The following is a 19,695-nucleotide window of genomic DNA, read 5'->3' on the forward strand; positions in this document are numbered from 1 at the left end:
GACAAGGGCAGCCGCGCGTTTCATCCTGCCCAAAGCAGACCGATGCAACCGGGCCCGCAGCAGGCACCAAGCTTACAGCGCGTCCAGAAGTGCCCGGGTGGGCCAGGCATCGGCCGGCAGGCCGCGCCGCGCCTGTTCGGCCTGCACGGCATCGCGCGTCCGGGCGCCAAGAATGCCGTCGATCGGCCCGACATCATGGCCCCGCGCTGCCAGCTTTTTCTGCAGCGCCTTCATCTGCTCAACGCTCAGACCGGCTTCGGGGCGACCGGGATCGAATTTCGGGGCGCCCTCCAACCGGGTCGCGAAATAGGCCGCGGTGGTGACGTAAACGAAGCTTTGGTTCCAGTTAAACAGTACCCGGAAGTTGGGATAAACCATGAAGGCCGGCCCCATGCGCCCCATCGGCAGCAGGATCGAGCCCTTGCCCGGCGCCAGGTTACCGCTGCGCGCCCGCACCCCCATCTGCGCCCAGTCGGCAGTCGGCAGCTCGGTCCCGAGCCCGGTTTTCGCCCAGTCGAGCCCGGCAGGCACGGTAATCTCCTGCATCCACGGCTCACCCCGTCGCCAGCCCATGCCTGCGATCATCTTCGCCCCCGACATCAGCGCATCGGGCGCCGAGCCCTTGAGGTTCACATGCCCGTCGCCATCGCCGTCAACGCCGTTGCGCAGAATGTCTTCGGGCAGCATCTGCACCTGGCCGATCTCGCCCGCCCAGGCGCCAAGGTTGCGCTTGGGGTCGAAATCGCCGCGCCGGAACAGTTCGGCCGCGGCCAGAACCTGCGGGCGGAACAGCTGCGGTCGGCGGCAATCATGCGCCAGCGTCACCAGCGCGTCGCGCGTGTTGAAATCGCCCTGCACCGCGCCGAAATCGGTTTCCAGCGCCCAGAACGCCAGCAGGACACCCCGCGAAACGCCATAGTCGCGTTCGATCCGGTCGAAAACCGCATCGTATTTCTGCGCGTTTTTCGCCCCGTTGCTCAGCCGGTTCTGGCTGATGACCGCGCCCGAGAATTCGATGAAATTCTTGCGAAAAACGCCTTGGGACCGATCCGCCTTCAACACCCGCGCATCCTGACGCACCCCCGCGAAGAACGCATCTGCCTGCGCGGCGCTCAGGCCATTGCGCCGCACCTCGGCCTTCAGATCCTGAACGAAACCGCCGAAGTCGCCGCCACATTGGGCATGGGCCAAAGTGGGCACAAGCAAGCAAAGACACAAAGCAAACACAGGACGCATCGGGAAACCTCGGATATGAAACTGCGTCGACGCTACCCGCAGCCGAAGGCCGGGGCAACAACGTTGCAATTTGGGCACGGCCCATGTTTTCGGGCGGGATACCCGTTTGGTTAACTTGATTTTTACATTGTGGATCACAGGATTAGCCGCGGGAGCGAGGCCATCGGAGGGAGAGATGGAGATTCTGCCGAAAGATATTCTGAACGCCCTGCGCGACGCGCAGTCGCGCGAGGCCGGGCGCCGTTCGCGGCTGCGGGTGCAGGTGGGCGACGACGTCTGGCCGGTGCTGCGGCGCTGGCGGGGCGGGTTTGCGCTGAATGCCGATCAGGTCACGCATCTGCGCGGGTTGGTCGATCTGTATGAGGGCAGCCGTCATATCTCGACCGCATTGATCGTCGCCTCGGATGTCGAGGGGGGCGAGCTGATCTGCACCATCAAGCGTGACACCCCGGTCAGCGACCGCGCCGCGCTGGATTTCGAGCGGAATGAAAACGCGCCGGTCGGGTATCTGCCGCCCGCGTGACGCCGCTCAGGGCAGGATTTCAACCGCCGCGCCAATCGGCGTGGCGGCGAACAATTCCGCGATCTCGGCATTCGCCAGGGCAATGCAGCCGGCCGTCCAGTCATAGGCCAAAGTGACGCCTTCGGGCAGCTGGTTGGGCTGGCCGTGGAAGAAAATGTCACCGCCCGGGCTGACCCCAAGGGCCGCGGCCTGCGCCCGGTCCTGCGGCCGCGGATAGTCGATGCCCAGCGACAGATGATAGGCGCTGGCCGCATTGCGCCGGTCGATGCGGAACTCGCCTTCGGGGGTGCGCCCGTCGCCCTGCCGGGTCTTTGGCGCCTCGGGGGCAAAGCCCAGCCGCACGCGATAGACCCGCACAACCTGATCGCCGACATAGACCGTCATCCGCCGCGCGGATTTTTCCACCACTATGCGGCTGACCGGCCCGACCAGCGGCACCTTTAGCACATCCGGCGGCGGGCGCTGGATCATCAGCCATGCCGCCGCCAGAAAAACCAGCAGCGTCAGGGCCGAAAACAGCCGCGCCAGACGCCGCAGCATCGCTTATTGCAGATCGCCGAAGGCCGCCTGCAACCGGGCGACCGCCTCGATCACGCGCGCCCGGGGCGTCGCCAGGTTGAAGCGCAGGAAGCTCTCGCCCCCCAGCCCGAAGGTCGGCCCGTGGTTCGCAGCGATTTTCGCGCCTTGCTCGACCCGCGCGGTGAATTCCTCGCGCGTCATGCCGGTGCCGGCAAAATCGACCCAGGCCAGATAGGTTGCCTCCAGCGGCATCGAATGCAGCCCCGGGATCGCATTCACGCCTGCGTCGAAAATCCGGCGGTTTTCATCCAGATAGGCGATCAGCGCATCCAGCCAGGCCGCCCCCTCGGGCGAATAGGCCGCCGTCGCCAGCGCCAGGCCAAAGCTGTTGGGCGAAACCCCCCTCGCCGCCATCCGCCCGGCGAACCGCGCGCGCAGATCGGGGTCGGCGATGATGACATTGCCCGAATGGGTGCCCGCGATGTTGAAGGTCTTGGTGGTGGCCGTCATCATCACCACCGGCTGCTCGGGGCAGACGGTCGGGAAAGCGTGGTGTTTGTGACCCGGCATCACCAGATCGTGGTGGATCTCGTCAGACACCAGCACAAGCCCGTGACGGCGCGCGAAATCCGCCACGCCGCGCAACTCGGCCTCGGTCCAGACCCGGCCGCCCGGGTTATGCGGCGAACACAGGATCAGCATTTTCGCGCTGCCGTCCATCTGCGCATCCCAGGCGTCGAAATCCATTTCATAGCGCCCGTCGTTCAGCACCAGCGGACATTCGACAACCCTGCGCCCCGCGGCTTTGATGACGCGGGCAAAGGCGTGATAGACCGGGGTCATCAGAACCACGCCATCGCCCGGCGCGGTAAAGGCATCGACGCAAAGCGCGGTGCCGTTGACCAGCCCATGCGTGGTGAACACCCATTCCGGCGCGATCTGCCAGCCATGGCGATTGGCCATCCACCACCCGATCGCCGCCAGATAGGCACGGTCATCGCCCCAATAGCCATAGACGCCATGCGCGGCCATCTCTTCGAGGGCCTTTTGCACACAGGCCGGGGGGCGGAAATCCATGTCGGCGACCCACATCGCGATTCCCTCGCGCGGATCGACGCCGTAAAGCCCCTGCATGCCGTCCCATTTCACCGAATGGTGGCCGACGCGGTCGATGATTTCGTCAAAATCGGGGGATTGGCTCATTGCCGCGCTCTCCTGCTGTGTTTTTGTTCTGGAATGAATTGCTAATCCAGCACAGCGTTCTTGTGAAGATTTCATAAGTGGGATATTTTCCCGATTAAGTCAGCAAATGCAGACACTATTTCCGAATTGCCGCCGCCATTGCACCGGTCGCCCCCATCGCCTAAATCTCTGCCATGACCATTCGCCCGATCCTGATCCATCCCGACCCGCGGCTCAAGAAGCTTTGCGATCCCGTTGTCACCATTGACGACGACATCCGCAAGCTGGCCGATGACATGCTTGCCACCATGTATGACGCGCCGGGCGTGGGCCTCGCCGCACCGCAGGTTGGCGTGCTCAAGCGCGTTTTCGTGATGGATTGCGTGAAGGACAAGGACGCCGCGCCCGATCCGATGGTGCTGATCAATCCCGAAGTCACCTGGACCTCGGAAGAAACCAATGTCTATGAAGAAGGCTGCCTGTCGATCCCCGACCAATATGCCGAGGTGACGCGCCCGGCCGAGGTGCGGATGCGCTGGCTCGGTCTGGACGGGCAGATGCATGAAGAGCAGTTCGATGCGCTCTGGGCGACCTGCGCGCAGCACGAATTCGATCATCTGAACGGCAAGCTGTTCATCGACTATCTGGGCGCGATGAAGCGGCAGATGATTACCCGCAAGATGGAAAAACTGAAGCGCGAGCGCGCCCGGGGCGACGCATAATGGCGGTGCGCGCCTTCATCCCCTTCGACGACAGGCGCCTGCACAGCCCCGCAGCCCCGGTCGAGACGATCACCGAAACCGTGCGAATGATCTGGGACGACATGATCGACACGATGGAGGCAATGCCCGGCGTGGGCCTGGCCGCGCCGCAGATCGGCATCATGCTGCGCCTGGCGGTGGTCGATGCCTCGGACAAGCGCGGGCAGGCCGTGCGCATGGCCAACCCCGAGGTGCTGCACGCCTCGGTCCAGCTGCGATCGCATGACGAGGCCAGCCCGAACCTGCCCGGCGTCTGGGCGCCGATCAAACGCCCGCGCGCGGTGACGGTGCGCTTCCTGAACGATCAGGGCCAGATCGAGGACCGCGATTTCGTCGGGCTCTGGGCGACATCGGTGCAACATCAGATCGACCACCTGAACGGCAAGACCTATCTCGATCACCTCAGCCCGCTGCGCCGCAAGATGCTGATCCAGAAATCGAAAAAGGGCAGCGCACTGCAAGGGGGCCGCTGATGCGCGTGGTCTTCATGGGCACGCCCGACTTTTCGGTTCCGGTGCTGGACGCCCTGCATCGCGACCACGAGGTCGTGGCCGTCTATTGCCAGCCGCCGCGCCCCGCAGGCCGCGGCAAGAAGGACCGCCCCAGCCCGGTGCAGACCCGGGCCGAGGCCCTGGGTCTGCCCGTGCGCCATCCGCTGAATTTCAAGGCTGATGCCGAGCGCGCCGCCTTCGCCGCGCTGAACGCCGATATTGCGGTCGTGGTGGCCTATGGGCTGATCCTGCCGCAGGCTGTGCTGGATGCGCCGCGCCACGGCTGCCTGAACATCCATGCCTCGCTGCTGCCGCGCTGGCGCGGGGCCGCGCCGATCCACCGTGCGATCATGGCGGGCGACGCCGAAACCGGCGTGTGCATCATGCAGATGGAGGCCGGGCTTGATACCGGGCCGGTGCTGCTGCGCGAGGCGACGCCGATCGGCGCGACCGAAACCACCGACCAACTGCATGACCGGCTGTCGGCCATGGGCGCGCGGCTGATCCTTGCCGCGCTCGACCGGATCGAGACGCTGACACCCCAGCGGCAACCCGAAACCGGCGCGACCTATGCGCAAAAGATCGACAAGGCCGAAGCCCGCGTCGACTGGACCCGCCCCGCGCCCGAGTTGGTGCGCCAGATCAACGGCCTGTCGCCCTTCCCCGGCGCCTGGTGCGAAATCAACGGCGAGCGCGTGAAACTGCTGCGCGCGGCACTGGCCGAAGGCCACGGCGCCCCTGGCCAGGTGCTGGGCGGTTTCACCATCGCCTGCGGCTCCGGTGCGCTGGACATCCTGAACGCACAACGCGAGGGCAAGAAACCGATGCCCGCATCCGAGGTGCTCAAGGGCCTTGTGCTGCCCACGCAGCTCGACTGAGCGGCGAGGAAGCGGAAACTCCCCCGGGGCGGAGGGGGCGTAAACTCCCCGCTTTCCCCTTTCCAAGCTCACGCCCAGTCCCCATATTGCCCCGGACAGGAGGCGCCCCATGAGCATCATCGCCCTCATCATCATCGGCGCCGCGGCCGGGTTTATCGCAACCCGCGCAATGCGGATCGAAACCGACATCCTGACCACCATCGCCATCGGCGTGCTGGGCGCCCTGATCGGCGGTCTGACATTGCGCATCCTGCTGACCATCACCGGCTGGATGGCCGGGTTTGTCGGCGCGGTGCTGGGCGCGATGGTCTTGCTGTGGCTTTGGCGCCAGTATGGACCGCGCTGATGGGCGCGCTGTTCGGGTTTCTGGGGCTTGCCACGACACGCATCGCACTGGCCCTGCTGAGCGTGGCGATCTGGCTGATCTCGCGCCCCGGCGGATGGGCGGTTCTGGCCGTTCTGGCGCTGACCGGCGTCAAGCTGCTGCCCGCCTGATGCCCCCCTTTCGCTTGCTCTGTTTCTTGAAGGAGACTGCCTGTGTATTTTGAAGATCTCCTCGGCGGCAACGCCGTTTACCTGGCCCTCGCGGCGTTTTTCCTGCTGGCCGTGTTTCTGGGCGTGCGCATCGTGCCACAGTCCGAAAAACATGTGGTCGAGCGCTTCGGTCGCCTGCACGCCGTGCTGGGCCCCGGCATCAACTTCATCGTGCCCTTCCTCGATCGTGTGGCCCACCGGATTTCGGTGCTGGAACGCCAGCTGCCGACCAACCGGCAAGACGCCATCACCGCCGATAACGTGCTGGTGCAGGTCGACACCTCGGTCTTCTACCGCATCACCGAACCGGAAAAGACCGTCTATCGCATCCGCGACGTGGACGCGGCGATCGCCACCACCGTGGCGGGCATCGTGCGCGCGGAAATCGGCCGGATGGAGCTGGACACGGTGCAGTCGAACCGCGCCAGCCTGATCGCCACGATCCGCGACAACCTGGCCAATGTGGTCGACGACTGGGGCATCGAGGTGACCCGTGCCGAGATTTTGGACGTGAACCTTGACGAGGCGACGCGCACCGCGATGCTGCAACAGCTGAACGCCGAACGCGCGCGACGTGCGCAGGTGACCGAGGCCGAGGGCCGCAAGCGCGCGGTCGAGTTGCAGGCCGATGGCGAGCTGTACGCCGCCGAGCAAGAGGCCAAGGCACGCCGCGTTCTGGCCGATGCCGAAGCCTATGCCACCGGGGTGATCGCCGATGCGATCAGCAAGAACGGGTTGGAGGCGGCACAGTATCAGGTCGCCTTGAAACAGGTCGAGGCGCTGGCCAAGGTCGGCGCGGGGGATGGCAAGCAGACTGTTCTACTGCCTGCCGCGGCGCTGGATGCGTTTTCCGATGCTTTCGGCTTGCTGAAAGGACGGTCGTGATGCTGTGGCAACAACCTTGGGTCTGGGTGGCGGGGGGCGTGGTTCTGGCCGCGCTGGAGATGCTGGCGCCCGGGTTTTACCTGCTTGGGCTGGCGGCCGGCGCGCTGCTGGTCGGGGTGCTGGTCTGGGTGGGCGTGATGGGCACCAGCCTGCCGGTGATGGTGCTGGTGATGGCGGTGACCGCCGTGCCGGTCTGGCTGATCGCGCGCCGTCTGGTGGGCGTGCGTGCGGGTCAGGTCAAACGCTGGGATCGCGACATCAACGAGAATTGACGCCCGCGCTGCAGATTCCCGCACCGCAGCACTGGAAACCTGCGCCGCAAGCCCTTAGTCCTGCGGCGGTCTTTTCTCAGGAGATCGCGCATGTACAAGGACTTCCCGAACGAGGCCGCGGGCCTCAAATTCTTCACGATCGCAACGCTGGTTGCCGTTGTCGGTATCGTCGTCTGGATTGTGGCCGCCAACCCGATGAACGGCGACGCCAGCGGCACCACCAGCGTCACCGTGGTCAAACACTGATCGCTACGAAAACGGCGGCCCATGGGCCGCCGTTTCTTTCAGGCGCCGGGTGTTCGGATCACACCGCGCTGATTTCGGCCAGAATGGCCTGCGCGGCCGCCGCGGGATTGTTGGCGCGCCAGACCGGGCGGCCGACGACGATATGATCGGCCCCATTGGCCAGCGCCGCCGCCGGGGTTTCGACCCGCTTCTGGTCACCCAGGCTCGATCCCGTGGGGCGCACGCCCGGCGTCACGATCAGCTTGCCCTCTGCCTCGGGCAGCGCGCGGATCAGCGCGGCCTCCTGCGGACTGGCGATCACCCCGTCGGCCCCTGCGGCAAAGGCCGCGCCTGCGCGTTCGACCACCAGATCCTTGATATCGCCCGGCTTGATCAGCGCCGCGTCCAGATCGGCCCGGTCGAGCGAGGTCAGGATCGTCACAGCCAGAATTTTCAGATCCTTGCCGGACGCCCCTTCCTTCGCCGCCTTGACGACATAGGGGTCGCCATGGACGGTCAGGAAATCGAGGTCGAACTGCGCCAGCCCGCGCACCGCGGCCTCGACCGTGGCGCCGATGTCGAACAGCTTCATATCCAGGAAGATGCGCTTGCCGTGTTCTTCCTTCAGCTCATTGGCGAGCGCCAGCCCACCCCCCGTCAGCATCCCCAGACCGATCTTGTAGAACGACACGCTGTCGCCCAGCACCCGCGCCATCTCCAGCCCCGCCAGGGCATTGGGGACATCAAGGGCAACGATCAGCCGATCATCGGCAGGCAGCAAGGCGGTCATGGCAGGCTCCGGGGTTGGGACAGGGGCAATTGGACAAACGGTCGTCCTATGCGCCCGATAGCGCCCCGGGTCAAGGAAAACCCCGCTCAGACCCCGCCAATGCCACGGCGCTGCGCCGCGCGCGTCAGGGCACGGGTCAGATCGCGATAGGCCAGATCTGGCGGCGCCTCGAACACCACGGGCACGCGCAGCGGTTCTGGCAGACCGGGGGCGAAGAATTCGACCACCGCATCAAATCGGCGGCGGGCGGCATGGTAGAACAGCCGGGCGATGCGCGTGGCGGTGGCGTGGTGCATGCAGACTCCTGACCCGAATGACAGGAACAGCCTGCGACAGATTGCTTTCCAAATCGTTCACGCCACAGATTTTGCGCCGCCTCCTCTTGAACCGCGCCGGATTGCGAACCAACTCTTGTGCAAGACCCGGGCCAAGGCGCGCGCCACGATTGGGCGTGCCATTCTCCGGGGGCTTTGGAAAAGGAGATAGCCGATGAACATGGAAAAGTTCACGGAACGGTCGCGGGGTTTTCTGCAGTCCGCTCAGACGATTGCGATGCGCGAAGGTCACCAGCGCGTGGTGCCCGAGCATCTTTTGAAAGCATTGATGGATGACGATCAGGGCCTATCGGCCAACCTGATCCGGCGTGCGGGCGGCGAACCCGCGCGGGTGATCGAGGCCGTCGATCTGGCGGTATCGAAACTGCCGAAAGTATCGGGTGGCGACGGTCAGGTCTATGTCGAGCAGAGCCTTGTGCGGGTTCTGGACGAGGCCGAAAAGATCGCCAAGAAAGCCGGTGACAGTTTCGTGCCGGTCGAACGCATCCTGATGGCGCTGGCGGTGGTCAACACCCGGGCCAAAGACGCGCTGGATGCCGGTGCGGTGACGGCGCAAAAGCTCAACACCGCGATCAACGATATTCGCAAGGGCCGCACGGCGGATTCGGCCAGCGCCGAGGATACGATGGAAGCGCTGAAGAAATACGCGCGCGACCTGACCGAGGCGGCCGAGGAAGGCAAGATCGACCCGATCATCGGGCGCGACGATGAAATCCGCCGCACGATGCAGGTGCTGAGCCGCCGCACGAAAAACAACCCCGTGCTGATCGGCGAGCCCGGCGTGGGTAAGACCGCGATCGCCGAAGGTCTGGCACTGCGCATCGTCAACGGCGATGTGCCCGAAAGCCTGCGCAACAAGCGTCTGCTGGCGCTGGACATGGGCGCGCTGATCGCTGGCGCCAAATACCGCGGCGAATTCGAGGAACGGCTGAAAGCCATCCTGAAGGAAATCGAATCCGCCGCCGGTGAAATCATCCTGTTCATCGACGAGATGCACACGCTGGTCGGTGCGGGCAAATCGGATGGCGCGATGGACGCGGCCAACCTGATCAAGCCGGCGTTGGCGCGGGGCGAATTGCATTGTGTGGGTGCAACCACGCTGGATGAATACCGCAAATATGTCGAAAAGGACGCGGCCCTTGCCCGGCGCTTCCAGCCGGTGATGGTGGAAGAGCCCACTGTCGAGGACACGATTTCGATCCTGCGCGGCATCAAGGAGAAGTACGAGCTGCACCACGGCGTGCGGATTTCGGACTCGGCGCTGGTGGCGGCGGCGACGCTGTCGCATCGCTATATCACCGACCGCTTCCTGCCGGACAAGGCGATCGACCTTGTGGACGAGGCGGCCAGCCGTCTGCGCATGGAAGTGGACAGCAAGCCTGAGGAGTTGGACGCGCTGGACCGTTCGATCCTGCAATTGCAGATCGAGGCCGAGGCGCTGAAGAAGGAAGATGACGCGGCCTCCAAGGACCGGCTTGAAAAGCTGGAAAAGGAACTGGCCGATCTGATGGAACGCTCGGCCGGCATGACCGCGAAATGGCAGGCCGAACGCGACAAGCTCGACAGTGCCCGCACGATCAAGGAACAGCTCGATCAGGCGCGCGCGCAGCTCGAACAGGCCAAGCGCGAGGGTAACCTGGCGAAGGCGGGCGAGCTGAGCTATGGCGTCATCCCGGGCCTTGAGAAGCAGTTGGCCGAGGCCGAAAGCGCCGAGGATCTGATGGTCGAAGAGGCCGTCCGCCCCGAGCAGATCGCCGAAGTGGTCGAACGCTGGACCGGCATCCCGACCTCCAAGATGCTGGAGGGCGAGCGCGAGAAACTGCTGAAGATGGAAGAGGTTCTGGGCCAGCGGGTGATCGGCCAGACGCAGGCGGTGAAGGCGGTGGCCAATGCCGTGCGCCGCGCGCGTGCCGGGCTGAACGACGAAAACCGTCCGCTGGGCAGCTTCCTGTTCCTCGGCCCGACCGGTGTCGGCAAGACCGAACTGACCAAGGCCGTCGCCGAATACCTGTTCGACGATGACCAGGCGATGGTGCGGATCGACATGAGCGAATTCATGGAGAAACACGCCGTGGCCCGTCTGATCGGCGCCCCGCCCGGCTATGTCGGCTATGACGAAGGCGGCGTGCTGACCGAAGCGGTGCGGCGCCGGCCCTATCAGGTCGTGCTGTTCGACGAGGTGGAAAAGGCCCACCCCGACGTGTTCAACGTGCTGTTGCAGGTGCTTGATGACGGGGTGCTGACCGATGGCCAGGGCCGCACGGTCGATTTCAAGCAGACCCTGATCGTGCTGACCTCGAACCTCGGCAGCCAAGCGCTGAGCCAGCTGCCCGAGGGCAATGACGGTTCGCAGGCGCGGGCGCAGGTGATGGAAGCGGTGCGGGCGCATTTCCGTCCCGAATTCCTGAACCGTCTGGACGAAACCATCATCTTCGACCGGCTGACCCGGGACAACATGGATGGCATCGTCAAGATCCAGCTCAAGCGGCTTGAGAAACGTCTGGCGGCGCGGAAGATCACGCTCGATCTGGACGCGGCGGCCCGGAAGTGGCTGGCCGACGAAGGCTACGATCCGGTGTTCGGCGCCCGCCCGCTGAAGCGGGTGATCCAGCGCCACCTGCAGGACCCGCTGGCCGAACTGATCCTGTCCGGCGAGGTTCGCGACGGCGAGACGATCCCGGTCACCGCCACGGCCGAAGGGTTGGTGGTGGGCGGTCACGTCTCGCCCTCGACCCGGGAAGAGCCGCGCGAAACGCCGGTTCACTGATACGGAAAGGGGCGGATTTCCCGCCCCTTTTCCTTATGCCCAGGCTGGGGGCCAGCCCCCAGACCCCCGGAGTATTTCCGCCAAGAAGAAGGGAAAGACTCGGGCCTTCTTCTTGGCAAAAATACGCGAAAACCGGCCTCGCCGCGGGGGGCGCGGCAGGTTAGACTGCACCGGACCGGAGCCTTCCCATGCCCGCCCTTTGCCGCGATTGCCTTGCCACATTCGACACTGCCCCCGCCCGCTGCCCCCATTGCGGGCGACCGCGGATTCTGGCGCATCCCGAACTGTTTTCCCTGCCCATCGCCCATATCGACTGCGACAGTTTCTATGCCTCGGTCGAAAAACGGGACGCGCCCGAACTTTCCGCCCGGCCCGTCATCATCGGCGGCGGCACCCGTGGGGTGGTGTCGACCTGCTGCTATGTCGCGCGGATTTCGGGCGTGCGTTCGGCGATGCCGATGTTCAAGGCGCTGGCACTTTGCCCCGAGGCGGTGGTGATCCGCCCGCGGATGGCCCATTACGCCGCAGTCTCGGCCCAGATCCGCGCCCGCATGACCGCGCTGACCCCGCTGGTCGAGCCGCTGTCGCTGGACGAGGCCTTTCTGGACCTGTCGGGCACCGAGCGCCTGCATGGCCCGCCTGCCCTGCAGATGGCGCGGCTGGTGCGCGAAATCGAAACCGAAATCGGCGTGACCGCCTCGGTCGGGCTATCGCATAACAAGTTTCTGGCCAAGATCGCCTCGGATCTGGACAAACCGCGCGGGTTTTCGGTGATCGGGCGCGCCGATACCGAAGCCTTTCTGCGCGACAAACCGGTTGGGATCTTGTGGGGTGTGGGCACCGCCACGCAGGCCAGCCTGGCGCAGGCCGGAATTCGCACCCTGGCCGACATCCGCCGCTGGGGGCCAGACGCGCTGGTGCGGCGCTTCGGCAGCGCGGGCACGCGGTTATGGCAGCTGGCACAGGGCGAAGACAGCCGCCGGGTCACCCCGGACGCTCCGGTCAAGTCGGTTTCGAACGAGACCACCTTCGACACCGATATTGCCGATCGCGAATTGCTGCTGGCGCATCTGTGGCACATGGCGGAAAAGGCCTCGGCCCGGATGAAGGCAAAGGGGTTGCAGGGTGCCACGGTCACCTTGAAGCTGCGGCGTGCCGATTTTTCCGCGCTCAGCCGCCAGACCCGGCTGACCGAGCCGAGCCAGCTAGCCGATACGCTGTTTCGCGAATCGCGGCGGCTGTTCGAGGCATTGCCCGAAGCCGGGCCCTTCCGGCTGATCGGAACGGGGTTCTCCGATCTTTCGCCGGCTGACGGGCGCGACCCTGCGGGCGATCTGCTGGACCCGCAGGCCGGTGCCCGCGCCCGTGCCGAGCGTGCCGCCGACACGATCCGCGCCCGTTTTGGCCATGACGCCATCCGCACCGGACGCGGATTAACCACATCGAAAAAATAATCTGGGGGCGTCCCGAACCTAACCAAGGCTTAAGATCCCTTCGGCATCATGTCCTGCGTGCGAATGCGTATCCTCGGTTTCAATACGGGACTCATGATGAACGAGACACTTCACACCGCCCTTCGACAGGCCATCGGCGCCCATTTCAGTTGGCAGTTGCATCTGAAATCCGGGATCGACACTGGCAAGGCCCCGATGCCCCTGGACCAGGCCAGTGCCTGCGACTGCTGCGATTTCGGCAAATGGCTGGCCGCGCCCGAACAGAAGGCCGCACTTGGGGAGAGCGTGCAATTCCGGGTCATCGACCGACTGCACCGTGAATTCCACCTTTGCGCCGGACGCGTGGTCGAACAGATCGCACTGGGCGATCTGGAGGCTGCACATCGTCTTCTGGAGACCGAATTCAAGCCGCAGTCTGAACATCTGGTGGCCGGTCTGTCGAAATGGCTGCGCGAAGCTGGCCGCGGAGAGGCCGCTTGATCACTCGGCGGCAAGCCGGTTGGGTTCCCGCAGCAATTCGATGATGCAGGCGGTGACGCCGCGCATCAGCGCCTCGAAGCTTGCAAAATCGGCCCGCGGCCGGATCTGCGCCTCATCCATGTAAAGCGCACGGTTGATTTCGATCTGCACCACATGCATGCCCTCGGCCGGGCGCCCGTAGCGCTGCGTGATATAAGCGCCGGCAAAGGGTGTATTGCGGCTCAACCGCAGCCCGGTCCCGGAAAACCCCGCTTCGACGGCGGCCATCACCCCCGGCGCGGCCGAGGCCCCGTAACGGTCGCCCAGCACGACATCGGGACGGTTCGGACCAAGCCCTTCCAATGCCTCGCTCGGCATCGAGTGCACATCCAGCAGGACCGCTCGGCCGAATCGGGTGCGGCAATCGGCCAGAAGGCGGTGCAGCCGGGCGTGGTAGGGCCGCCAGATGCCGGCCAGCCGTGCCTCAGCCTCTGCCTGGGTGATCTTGCCCGAATAGATCGCACGCCCCCCCGCAACGACGCGCGGAATCACCCCAAGCCCGGCGGCCACCCGGGGCCCACGCCCTGCGACGGGCAGCCCCTCGATCACGGCGGGGTCCAGCTCGTCTTCGGCACGGTTCAGATCGACAAAGGCCCGCGGTGCGCGCGCGGCCAGCAAGGCCGCCCCCTGTGCAGGCACCGCCTGCAGCAGCCTGTCCACAAAGGCATCTTCCGAAGACCGCAGCCGCCGTTCATCCAGGAGTGAGCGTTTCAGCAACTCTGCCGGATAGTCGCGCCCCGAATGCGGCGACGCGAAAACAACACCCGAGGTCAATTGGTCGGGCAGGCGCAGATCATAGGGCGGCATCGGCGAAAAGGCAGGGGCCATTGTGGTTCCTCTCATCGCAATCCTACACTGAATTGATTTCACGCCAAAAGCCTCTTGAAAGCGGAAACGACTCCTTTTATAGACCCCGAGACCGACGCGGTTCCGCCCGCGTCCTTTTCTTTCAGAGAAGGGCGATCTGGCAGAATCACACGGCGTGGGCGGTTAGCTCAGCGGTAGAGCACTACGTTGACATCGTAGTGGTCACTGGTTCGATCCCAGTACCGCCCACCATTTTCGCCGCTCCCTTTTCGGGGGCACATGGGTTTCAAGGCGCACGCGCGCCGCGAATAGGAGAAGACCGATGAAGGTCCGTAACTCGCTCCGCTCGCTCAAGCAGCGTCATCGCGATTGCCAAGTCGTGCGCCGCAAGGGCCGCGTCTATGTGATCAACAAGACGCAGAAGCGTTTCAAAGCCCGTCAGGGCTAAGAACGGCTTCGAGCCAGTGATAAAAGGCCGCGCAGGGGCAACCCGCGCGGCTTTTTCCATTGGTGCCCCAGGCAAAATGCGCCACACAAAAAAGCCCGGCTGCGGAAAGCAGCCGGGCCTTCGGTCCCAAAGGGGTCCGTCAATCGTATTTGCGCAGATCCTCGATCACCTTGCCATCATTGGGCAGGCTGCCGACCGGCACGAGTTCGATCACGGCCTTCATCTTCAGCGCCTCGACCACGCCCGCCTGATAGCGCGCGCCATCCTCGGCAGGGGTTTCGATCCGAACCGTCATCACGTCCATCTCGCCGGCGCGGGTCGCCACGACCCGGGCGCGCGCCACCTCGGGGTGTGCCGCGACGAAAGCCGCTACCTGCTCGGGGCGCACGAACATGCCCTTGATCTTGGTGGTCTGGTCCGCACGTCCCATCCAGCCCTTGATCCGCTGATTGGTGCGGCCGCAGGGCGACGCACCGGGCAGAATCGCGCTCAGATCGCCGGTGGCAAAGCGCACCAGCGGGTAATCGGGGTTCAGCGTGGTCACCACGACCTCGCCCACCTCGCCTTCGGGCACCGGATCGCCGGTGCCGGGGCGCACGATTTCCACGATCACGCCCTCGTCCAAGATCATCCCCTCCATCGCCGGGCTTTCATAGGCGATATTGCCCAGATCGGCGGTGGCGTAGCATTGCAGACACTGGATGCCGCGGTCGGCATATTCGGCGCGCAGGCTGGGGAACAGGGCGCCGCCGCCCACCGCCGCACGGGTGATCGACAGGCGCTCGCCCATCTCGTCGGCTTTATCCAGAATCACCTTCAGGTAATCAGGCGTGCCCGAATAGACGGTCGTTCCGATGTCCACTGCGGCGCGCACCTGCAATTCGGTCTGGCCGGTGCCCGCGGGCAGAACCGCGGCGCCCACCGCCCGGGCCCCGGATTCAAAGATCATCCCGGCCGGGGTCAGATGATAGCCAAAGCAGTTCTGCACGATGTCGCCCGGGCCCACCCCCGCCGCATGCAGGAACCGCCCCATCCGCCACCAATCCTGGGAAACCTCGCCCGGTTCGTAGATCGGACCGGGGCTTTGGAAGATATGCGCGAAGGCATGGGCCGGTTTCGTGGTCAGCCCGCCAAAGGGCGCCGCGCTCTTCTGTGCATGCCCAAGGTCGGACTTGCGCAGCACCGGCAGGCGCGCCAGTGCCGCACGGTCCGTCACCGCCGCCGGATCGACCGCGCCCAGATGCGCGGCCAGCCCCGGCGCCTGCAGCGCGCGTGCCAGAATCCGTGGCAGATCCTGCGCCAAGGCGGCGTCGCGCGCATCTTGCGAGCGGGTTTCCAGATCGTCGAAATACTGGCTCATAGCAGGCCCTTTTCCTTGCGCGCGGCACATCCGCCCTCTGCCGCGCCGCAGAATGCTGCGCAGCAATTGTTCAAAATCAATATGTTAGTTTACGCGAGCCAGCGTTTACGGCGGCGATAACTGCGCACTTCGCGGAAGCTCTTGCGGCCTTCGTCGGACATGCCCAGATAGAATTCCTTCACGTCCGGGTTTTCACGCAGCGCCTTGGCCGGGCCGTCCATCACCACGCGCCCTGATTCCAGGATGTAGCCGTAATGGGCATAGCGCAGCGCCACGTTGGTGTTCTGTTCGGCCAGCAGGAAGGTCACGCCTTCGCCCTCGTTCACCGCTTTCACGATCTCGAAGATCTGTTCGACCAGCTGCGGCGCCAGACCCATAGAGGGTTCGTCGAGCAAGATCATCTCGGGGCGGCTCATCAGCGCGCGGCCCATTGCGACCATCTGCTGCTCGCCCCCCGAGGTATAGCCAGCCTGGCTTTTGCGGCGCTCTTTCAGACGCGGGAAATAGTTATAGACCATCTCCAGATCGCGGGCGATCGCGGCGCGACCGTCGGTGCGGGTATAGGCCCCGGTCAGCAGGTTGTCCTCGACCGTCAGGTGTTCGAAGCAATGCCGGCCTTCCATCACCTGGATCACGCCCTTGCGCACCAGATCGGCAGGCGAGCCATCCTGAACACGTTCGCCACGATACAGGATCGAGCCCTTGGTGACCTCGCCGCGTTCGGATTTCAGCAGGTTGGAAATAGCCTTGAGCGTGGTCGTCTTGCCCGCGCCATTGCCGCCCAGAAGCGCGGTGATCCCGCCCTTCGGGACCGCAAGGCTTACGCCTTTCAGCACGAGGATCACATGGTTGTAGATCACCTCGATATTGTTGACCTCCAGCAGGGTGTCGGTCCGGGTTTCCGAAGTCTGAGCGGCGTCGAGCATGGCGTCCTCCGTAGGGGTGGTGCCCCCGGCTGTACCGCCGGGGGCTTTTGTCTTAGTTGCAGCGCTCGGCGATGCCGCTTTCGGCCGCGAAGGCCGCCGAATCTTCGGCGATCAGCGGGTCGATCACGTCAGCGTCAGCCGTGATCCAGTCTGACACCGGACCCCAGGTTTTCGCCACGGCATCCCACTGCAGCATGATCGCCGAACCCGGACCGCCATGGTCCTCGCAGGTCGCCGCGATCGGCTGGGCGAAGCCCGGCAGCCCCAGCTCGGTCAGCCGCTCTTCGGTCAGGTTCAGGTGTTCGAACCCGTCACGCACTTCTTCCGGCGTCACGGCCGAATGGCCCGCCATCGTCTGCGCCTCGCGGATCGCCTCCGAGATGATCATCGCCGCATACATGCCGCGCGAATACAGAACGGTGCCCAGCTCATCCGCCGGCCCAGCGGCCTTGCCCGCGTCGAAGACGTATTTCTGCAGGTCGGCATAGACCGGGAAGTTGCTGCCCACGCCGTGGAACGAGATCGACTTGTAGCCGTTCGCGCCTTCGCCCGCCGGACCCACGTCATTCTCGGACCCCGACCACCAGATGCCGATGAAGTTTTCCATCGGGAACTTGATGTTCACGGCCTCCTGGACGGCGACCTGGTTCATCACGCCCCAGCCATACATGATGACGTAATCGGGCTTGTCGCGGCGGATCTGCAGCCACTGCGATTTCTGCTCTTGGCCGGGATGGTCGACCGGAATCGTGCTCAGCTCGAACCCGTGCTTTTTCGACAGCTCTTCAAGCGTGCGGATCGGCTCCTTGCCATAGGCCGAGTTGTGATAGACCAGCGCGATCTTCTTGCCCTTCAGATCGTCGCCATTCTGGCTGAGCAGATATTTGATCGCGACCGAGGCGCCATCCCAATAGTTCGCCGGGTAGTTGAACACCCATTCGAACACTTTGCCGTTGGCAGCCGAGGTGCGGCCATAGCCCGGGGTATACAGAACGTGCTTGTCGGCGGTGACCTTGGGGATCAGCTGATAGGTGATGCCGGTCGACAGCGGGTTGTAGGCCAGCGCCGCTTGACCCTTGGTCGCCTCATAGCATTCCACGCCTTTTTCGGTGTTATAGGCGGTCTCGCATTCCGGCACCTGCACCTTTTCGCCGCCGATGCCGCCATCGCGTTCGTTCAGCAGGGTGAAGTAGTCGTTGAAGCCGTCCGCATAGGGGATGCCGTTGGCGGCATAAGGCCCGGTGCGATAGCTCAGGTTCGGCACGGTCAGATCGGCCATGGCCGGGGCGGCCATGGTGATCGTAGCGGCCACGAGTGCAGCAAAAGTCGTCTTCATACGTATTCCTCCCAGAACGTAATCCGTTGTTTCAGTGCCGGTTTCCCGGTTCTTCGGTCCGCCCCGCTCAGTGCGGGAAGGGCCAGAGTCTCAGTTTCTCTTTCGCCACACGCCACAGCTGTGCCAGCCCGTGCGGTTCGGCGATCAGGAAAATCACGATCAGTGCGCCCACGATCATCAGTTCGATATGCGCGGCCAGATCGGTCGGCCAGTTCAGCGCCCCCACCAGCAGGTTCTTGAGCAGAACCGGCAACAGGACCAGGAAGGCCGCGCCCGCGAAGCTGCCGAAGATGCTGCCCAGACCGCCGATGATGACCATGAACAGGATCAGGAACGACTTCTGGATGCCGAAGGCCTCGCCCACCTCGGCCGCGCCCAGATAGACCGAGAAGAACAGCGCCCCAGCGATGCCGATGAAGAAAGAGCTGACCATGAAGGCGGTCATCTTGGTGGTCAGCGGGTTCACCCCGATGATCTCGGCGGCGATGTCCATGTCGCGAATGGCCATCCATTTGCGCCCCACGGTGCCGCGCGTCAGGTTGCGCGCCAGCACGGCGACGATGGTCAGCATCACCAGGCAGAACATGTATTTCGCCATGGCCGAGGTCTGCGCACCCGTCACGAAGACGCCAAAGATGGTGCGGTCGGGCGCGTTGATCTGCCCCGAGGCCGAGTAGTTGTAGAACCACGGCACCTTGTTGAACAGCCACACGAGGAAGAACTGCGCGGCCAGCGTTGCCACCGCCAGATAGAACCCCTTGATCCGCAGGCTGGGCAGGCCGAACAGCACCCCCACGACGGCGGTCACGCCACCGGCCAGCAGAACATGGATGAAGATCGACACCTCGGGGAAAGCCGTCATCAGCTTGTAGCAGGCATAGGCGCCCACCGCCATGAAGCCCCCGGTGCCCAAGGATACCTGCCCGGCATAGCCGACCAGGATATTCAGCCCGATCGCCGCGATCGCATAGATCAGGAAGGGCACCGCCACGGCGTTGGCCCAATAGTCGTTGATGAACAGCGGGATCACGCCATAGGCCACCGCCAGCACGGCATAAAACCGCAGCCGGTCGAATTTGATCGGGAAGGTTTGGCTATCTTCCCGATAGGTCGTCTTGAAATCACCTGCCTCGCGGTAGAACATCAGATCCTCCCCCCATTGATCGTTTGGGGGATGGCGTCAGTCGCTCCCCTCAGCAGCCCCGCCGAATGCGCACCCAGGAAAAGATCCCGACGCCCGCACCCAGTGCTGCCAGCAAGATATTCAGAATTTGCAGACTTTGCGGTTCGCCCGGCGGTGCGGCCAGCGCGATCCATCCAAAGGCCAGCGCGGCGCCCCATCCGATTGTGAACACGGTTGCACAGGTTTTCATGCCCAAAGGACCTCCCAATCCCCTGCGCGGCCATGTCGGGCCGCGCTTGCGTCCCTTCCCTCCGACCGGGGCCT

24 protein-coding genes and 1 tRNA gene are annotated in these 19,695 nt (G+C 64.6%); 14 read left to right on the plus strand and 11 right to left on the minus strand.

Going from position 1 to position 19,695, the window contains the following annotated elements; all coding sequences use genetic code 11:
• Positions 1 to 72: 72 nt before the first annotated feature.
• Positions 73 to 1,236 carry a lytic murein transglycosylase gene (locus P2G62_RS06215; RefSeq protein ID WP_275734015.1) on the minus strand — a complete coding sequence of 388 codons (1,164 nt, stop codon included), beginning with the start codon at positions 1,234 to 1,236 and terminating at the stop codon, positions 73 to 75.
• Positions 1,237 to 1,411: 175 nt separating this feature from the next.
• On the opposite strand from P2G62_RS06215, the gene P2G62_RS06220 reads away from it, so the two are divergent.
• The gene (locus P2G62_RS06220; RefSeq protein WP_275734016.1) at positions 1,412 to 1,759 is read left to right on the plus strand and encodes a hypothetical protein; all 348 of its coding nucleotides are present in this window, start codon (positions 1,412 to 1,414) and stop codon (positions 1,757 to 1,759) included.
• A 6-nt stretch (positions 1,760 to 1,765) separates the two neighbouring features.
• Here the strand turns inward: P2G62_RS06220 and P2G62_RS06225 are convergent, their stop codons facing one another.
• Both P2G62_RS06225 and P2G62_RS06230 read right to left on the minus strand, forming a co-directional pair.
• On the minus strand, positions 1,766 to 2,299 hold the full coding sequence (locus P2G62_RS06225; RefSeq protein WP_275734017.1) for a L,D-transpeptidase: 534 nt from the start codon (positions 2,297 to 2,299) through the stop codon (positions 1,766 to 1,768).
• 3 nt (positions 2,300 to 2,302) lie between these two features.
• Positions 2,303 to 3,481 (minus strand): MalY/PatB family protein, encoded by a 1,179-nt coding sequence (locus P2G62_RS06230; RefSeq protein WP_275734018.1) that lies wholly within the window; start codon positions 3,479 to 3,481, stop codon positions 2,303 to 2,305.
• A gap of 173 nt (positions 3,482 to 3,654) precedes the next feature.
• On the opposite strand from P2G62_RS06230, the gene def (P2G62_RS06235) reads away from it, so the two are divergent.
• The 8 genes from def (P2G62_RS06235) to P2G62_RS06270 all read left to right on the plus strand — a co-directional run bounded on the left by def (P2G62_RS06235) (position 3,655) and on the right by P2G62_RS06270 (position 7,527).
• Complete coding sequence (gene def / locus P2G62_RS06235) at positions 3,655 to 4,182, plus strand: peptide deformylase (RefSeq protein ID WP_275734019.1); 528 nt, start codon at positions 3,655 to 3,657, stop codon at positions 4,180 to 4,182.
• Positions 4,182 to 4,694: a peptide deformylase gene (gene def / locus P2G62_RS06240; protein WP_275734020.1), complete on the plus strand. Its 513-nt coding sequence runs from the start codon at positions 4,182 to 4,184 to the stop codon at positions 4,692 to 4,694. The genes def (P2G62_RS06235) and def (P2G62_RS06240) overlap by 1 nt, the downstream gene beginning before the upstream one ends.
• Positions 4,694 to 5,590: a methionyl-tRNA formyltransferase gene (fmt, locus tag P2G62_RS06245; RefSeq protein ID WP_275734021.1), complete on the plus strand. Its 897-nt coding sequence runs from the start codon at positions 4,694 to 4,696 to the stop codon at positions 5,588 to 5,590. The genes def (P2G62_RS06240) and fmt overlap by 1 nt, the downstream gene beginning before the upstream one ends.
• Before the next feature lie 109 nt (positions 5,591 to 5,699).
• Positions 5,700 to 5,936: a GlsB/YeaQ/YmgE family stress response membrane protein gene (locus P2G62_RS06250; protein WP_275734022.1), complete on the plus strand. Its 237-nt coding sequence runs from the start codon at positions 5,700 to 5,702 to the stop codon at positions 5,934 to 5,936.
• The gene (locus P2G62_RS06255; RefSeq protein WP_275734023.1) at positions 5,936 to 6,085 is read left to right on the plus strand and encodes a hypothetical protein; all 150 of its coding nucleotides are present in this window, start codon (positions 5,936 to 5,938) and stop codon (positions 6,083 to 6,085) included. The genes P2G62_RS06250 and P2G62_RS06255 overlap by 1 nt, the downstream gene beginning before the upstream one ends.
• Positions 6,086 to 6,127: 42 nt before the next feature.
• Positions 6,128 to 7,009, plus strand: coding sequence for an SPFH domain-containing protein (locus P2G62_RS06260; protein ID WP_275734025.1), 882 nt, complete (start codon positions 6,128 to 6,130; stop codon positions 7,007 to 7,009).
• Positions 7,009 to 7,281: a hypothetical protein gene (locus P2G62_RS06265; protein WP_275734026.1), complete on the plus strand. Its 273-nt coding sequence runs from the start codon at positions 7,009 to 7,011 to the stop codon at positions 7,279 to 7,281. Before P2G62_RS06260 ends, P2G62_RS06265 begins: the two co-directional genes overlap by 1 nt.
• Before the next feature lie 90 nt (positions 7,282 to 7,371).
• A complete protein-coding gene (locus tag P2G62_RS06270; RefSeq protein ID WP_275734028.1) occupies positions 7,372 to 7,527 on the plus strand; it encodes a hypothetical protein in 156 nt (51 codons plus the stop codon).
• Between the two features lie 58 nt (positions 7,528 to 7,585).
• Here P2G62_RS06270 and pyrF read toward each other — a convergent pair whose 3' ends face one another.
• Both pyrF and P2G62_RS06280 read right to left on the minus strand, forming a co-directional pair.
• Positions 7,586 to 8,296, minus strand: coding sequence for an orotidine-5'-phosphate decarboxylase (pyrF, locus tag P2G62_RS06275; RefSeq protein WP_275734030.1), 711 nt, complete (start codon positions 8,294 to 8,296; stop codon positions 7,586 to 7,588).
• Positions 8,297 to 8,382: 86 nt separating this feature from the next.
• The gene (locus P2G62_RS06280) at positions 8,383 to 8,592 is read right to left on the minus strand and encodes a hypothetical protein (protein ID WP_275734032.1); all 210 of its coding nucleotides are present in this window, start codon (positions 8,590 to 8,592) and stop codon (positions 8,383 to 8,385) included.
• Between the two features lie 193 nt (positions 8,593 to 8,785).
• Between P2G62_RS06280 and clpB the strand changes: the two genes are divergently transcribed.
• The 3 genes from clpB to P2G62_RS06295 all read left to right on the plus strand — a co-directional run bounded on the left by clpB (position 8,786) and on the right by P2G62_RS06295 (position 13,332).
• The gene (gene clpB, locus P2G62_RS06285) at positions 8,786 to 11,398 is read left to right on the plus strand and encodes an ATP-dependent chaperone ClpB (RefSeq protein WP_275734033.1); all 2,613 of its coding nucleotides are present in this window, start codon (positions 8,786 to 8,788) and stop codon (positions 11,396 to 11,398) included.
• A gap of 188 nt (positions 11,399 to 11,586) precedes the next feature.
• A complete protein-coding gene (locus P2G62_RS06290; protein WP_275734034.1) occupies positions 11,587 to 12,852 on the plus strand; it encodes a DNA polymerase IV in 1,266 nt (421 codons plus the stop codon).
• A gap of 96 nt (positions 12,853 to 12,948) precedes the next feature.
• Positions 12,949 to 13,332, plus strand: a complete 384-nt coding sequence (locus P2G62_RS06295; protein ID WP_275734035.1) for a CZB domain-containing protein — start codon at positions 12,949 to 12,951, stop codon at positions 13,330 to 13,332.
• On the opposite strand, the gene P2G62_RS06300 is transcribed toward P2G62_RS06295, so the two are convergent.
• Positions 13,333 to 14,199 carry an N-formylglutamate amidohydrolase gene (locus tag P2G62_RS06300; RefSeq protein WP_275734036.1) on the minus strand — a complete coding sequence of 289 codons (867 nt, stop codon included), beginning with the start codon at positions 14,197 to 14,199 and terminating at the stop codon, positions 13,333 to 13,335. It abuts the gene before it with no gap.
• 156 nt (positions 14,200 to 14,355) lie between these two features.
• Here P2G62_RS06300 and P2G62_RS06305 point away from each other — a divergent pair.
• Together P2G62_RS06305 and ykgO are read left to right on the plus strand one after the other, a co-directional pair.
• Positions 14,356 to 14,430, plus strand: a tRNA-Val gene (locus tag P2G62_RS06305).
• A 70-nt stretch (positions 14,431 to 14,500) separates the two neighbouring features.
• Complete coding sequence (gene ykgO / locus P2G62_RS06310; protein ID WP_038074920.1) at positions 14,501 to 14,626, plus strand: type B 50S ribosomal protein L36; 126 nt, start codon at positions 14,501 to 14,503, stop codon at positions 14,624 to 14,626.
• Positions 14,627 to 14,765: 139 nt separating this feature from the next.
• Here the strand turns inward: ykgO and P2G62_RS06315 are convergent, their stop codons facing one another.
• From P2G62_RS06315 to P2G62_RS06335, 5 genes are all read right to left on the minus strand, one after another.
• The gene (locus P2G62_RS06315; protein ID WP_275734037.1) at positions 14,766 to 15,986 is read right to left on the minus strand and encodes a phenylacetate--CoA ligase family protein; all 1,221 of its coding nucleotides are present in this window, start codon (positions 15,984 to 15,986) and stop codon (positions 14,766 to 14,768) included.
• Between the two features lie 89 nt (positions 15,987 to 16,075).
• A complete protein-coding gene (locus tag P2G62_RS06320; RefSeq protein ID WP_275734038.1) occupies positions 16,076 to 16,912 on the minus strand; it encodes an ABC transporter ATP-binding protein in 837 nt (278 codons plus the stop codon).
• Between the two features lie 52 nt (positions 16,913 to 16,964).
• Positions 16,965 to 18,248: an ABC transporter substrate-binding protein gene (locus P2G62_RS06325; protein WP_275734039.1), complete on the minus strand. Its 1,284-nt coding sequence runs from the start codon at positions 18,246 to 18,248 to the stop codon at positions 16,965 to 16,967.
• 67 nt (positions 18,249 to 18,315) lie between these two features.
• Positions 18,316 to 19,392: a branched-chain amino acid ABC transporter permease gene (locus P2G62_RS06330; RefSeq protein ID WP_275734040.1), complete on the minus strand. Its 1,077-nt coding sequence runs from the start codon at positions 19,390 to 19,392 to the stop codon at positions 18,316 to 18,318.
• A gap of 49 nt (positions 19,393 to 19,441) precedes the next feature.
• Positions 19,442 to 19,621: a hypothetical protein gene (locus tag P2G62_RS06335; protein WP_275734041.1), complete on the minus strand. Its 180-nt coding sequence runs from the start codon at positions 19,619 to 19,621 to the stop codon at positions 19,442 to 19,444.
• Positions 19,622 to 19,695: the final 74 nt, after the last annotated feature.

Origin of the sequence: Paenirhodobacter sp. CAU 1674 (assembly GCF_029222945.1) — a bacterium.
In the GTDB taxonomy this organism is placed as follows: Bacteria; Pseudomonadota; Alphaproteobacteria; order Rhodobacterales; family Rhodobacteraceae; genus Rhodobacter.

What these genes read in the sequence shown, in the direction of transcription:
- P2G62_RS06215 (WP_275734015.1), bottom strand. Translation starts at nt 1,236, where the DNA reads ATGCGTCCTGTGTTTGCTTTGTGTCTTTGCTTGCTTGTGCCCACTTTG.
- P2G62_RS06220 (WP_275734016.1), top strand. Translation starts at nt 1,412, where the DNA reads ATGGAGATTCTGCCGAAAGATATTCTGAACGCCCTGCGCGACGCGCAG.
- P2G62_RS06225 (WP_275734017.1), bottom strand. Translation starts at nt 2,299, where the DNA reads ATGCTGCGGCGTCTGGCGCGGCTGTTTTCGGCCCTGACGCTGCTGGTT.
- P2G62_RS06230 (WP_275734018.1), bottom strand. Translation starts at nt 3,481, where the DNA reads ATGAGCCAATCCCCCGATTTTGACGAAATCATCGACCGCGTCGGCCAC.
- def (WP_275734019.1), top strand. Translation starts at nt 3,655, where the DNA reads ATGACCATTCGCCCGATCCTGATCCATCCCGACCCGCGGCTCAAGAAG.
- def (WP_275734020.1), top strand. Translation starts at nt 4,182, where the DNA reads ATGGCGGTGCGCGCCTTCATCCCCTTCGACGACAGGCGCCTGCACAGC.
- fmt (WP_275734021.1), top strand. Translation starts at nt 4,694, where the DNA reads ATGCGCGTGGTCTTCATGGGCACGCCCGACTTTTCGGTTCCGGTGCTG.
- P2G62_RS06250 (WP_275734022.1), top strand. Translation starts at nt 5,700, where the DNA reads ATGAGCATCATCGCCCTCATCATCATCGGCGCCGCGGCCGGGTTTATC.
- P2G62_RS06255 (WP_275734023.1), top strand. Translation starts at nt 5,936, where the DNA reads ATGGGCGCGCTGTTCGGGTTTCTGGGGCTTGCCACGACACGCATCGCA.
- P2G62_RS06265 (WP_275734026.1), top strand. Translation starts at nt 7,009, where the DNA reads ATGCTGTGGCAACAACCTTGGGTCTGGGTGGCGGGGGGCGTGGTTCTG.
- P2G62_RS06270 (WP_275734028.1), top strand. Translation starts at nt 7,372, where the DNA reads ATGTACAAGGACTTCCCGAACGAGGCCGCGGGCCTCAAATTCTTCACG.
- pyrF (WP_275734030.1), bottom strand. Translation starts at nt 8,296, where the DNA reads ATGACCGCCTTGCTGCCTGCCGATGATCGGCTGATCGTTGCCCTTGAT.
- P2G62_RS06280 (WP_275734032.1), bottom strand. Translation starts at nt 8,592, where the DNA reads ATGCACCACGCCACCGCCACGCGCATCGCCCGGCTGTTCTACCATGCC.
- clpB (WP_275734033.1), top strand. Translation starts at nt 8,786, where the DNA reads ATGAACATGGAAAAGTTCACGGAACGGTCGCGGGGTTTTCTGCAGTCC.
- P2G62_RS06290 (WP_275734034.1), top strand. Translation starts at nt 11,587, where the DNA reads ATGCCCGCCCTTTGCCGCGATTGCCTTGCCACATTCGACACTGCCCCC.
- P2G62_RS06295 (WP_275734035.1), top strand. Translation starts at nt 12,949, where the DNA reads ATGAACGAGACACTTCACACCGCCCTTCGACAGGCCATCGGCGCCCAT.
- P2G62_RS06300 (WP_275734036.1), bottom strand. Translation starts at nt 14,199, where the DNA reads ATGGCCCCTGCCTTTTCGCCGATGCCGCCCTATGATCTGCGCCTGCCC.
- ykgO (WP_038074920.1), top strand. Translation starts at nt 14,501, where the DNA reads ATGAAGGTCCGTAACTCGCTCCGCTCGCTCAAGCAGCGTCATCGCGAT.
- P2G62_RS06315 (WP_275734037.1), bottom strand. Translation starts at nt 15,986, where the DNA reads ATGAGCCAGTATTTCGACGATCTGGAAACCCGCTCGCAAGATGCGCGC.
- P2G62_RS06320 (WP_275734038.1), bottom strand. Translation starts at nt 16,912, where the DNA reads ATGCTCGACGCCGCTCAGACTTCGGAAACCCGGACCGACACCCTGCTG.
- P2G62_RS06325 (WP_275734039.1), bottom strand. Translation starts at nt 18,248, where the DNA reads ATGAAGACGACTTTTGCTGCACTCGTGGCCGCTACGATCACCATGGCC.
- P2G62_RS06330 (WP_275734040.1), bottom strand. Translation starts at nt 19,392, where the DNA reads ATGTTCTACCGCGAGGCAGGTGATTTCAAGACGACCTATCGGGAAGAT.
- P2G62_RS06335 (WP_275734041.1), bottom strand. Translation starts at nt 19,621, where the DNA reads ATGAAAACCTGTGCAACCGTGTTCACAATCGGATGGGGCGCCGCGCTG.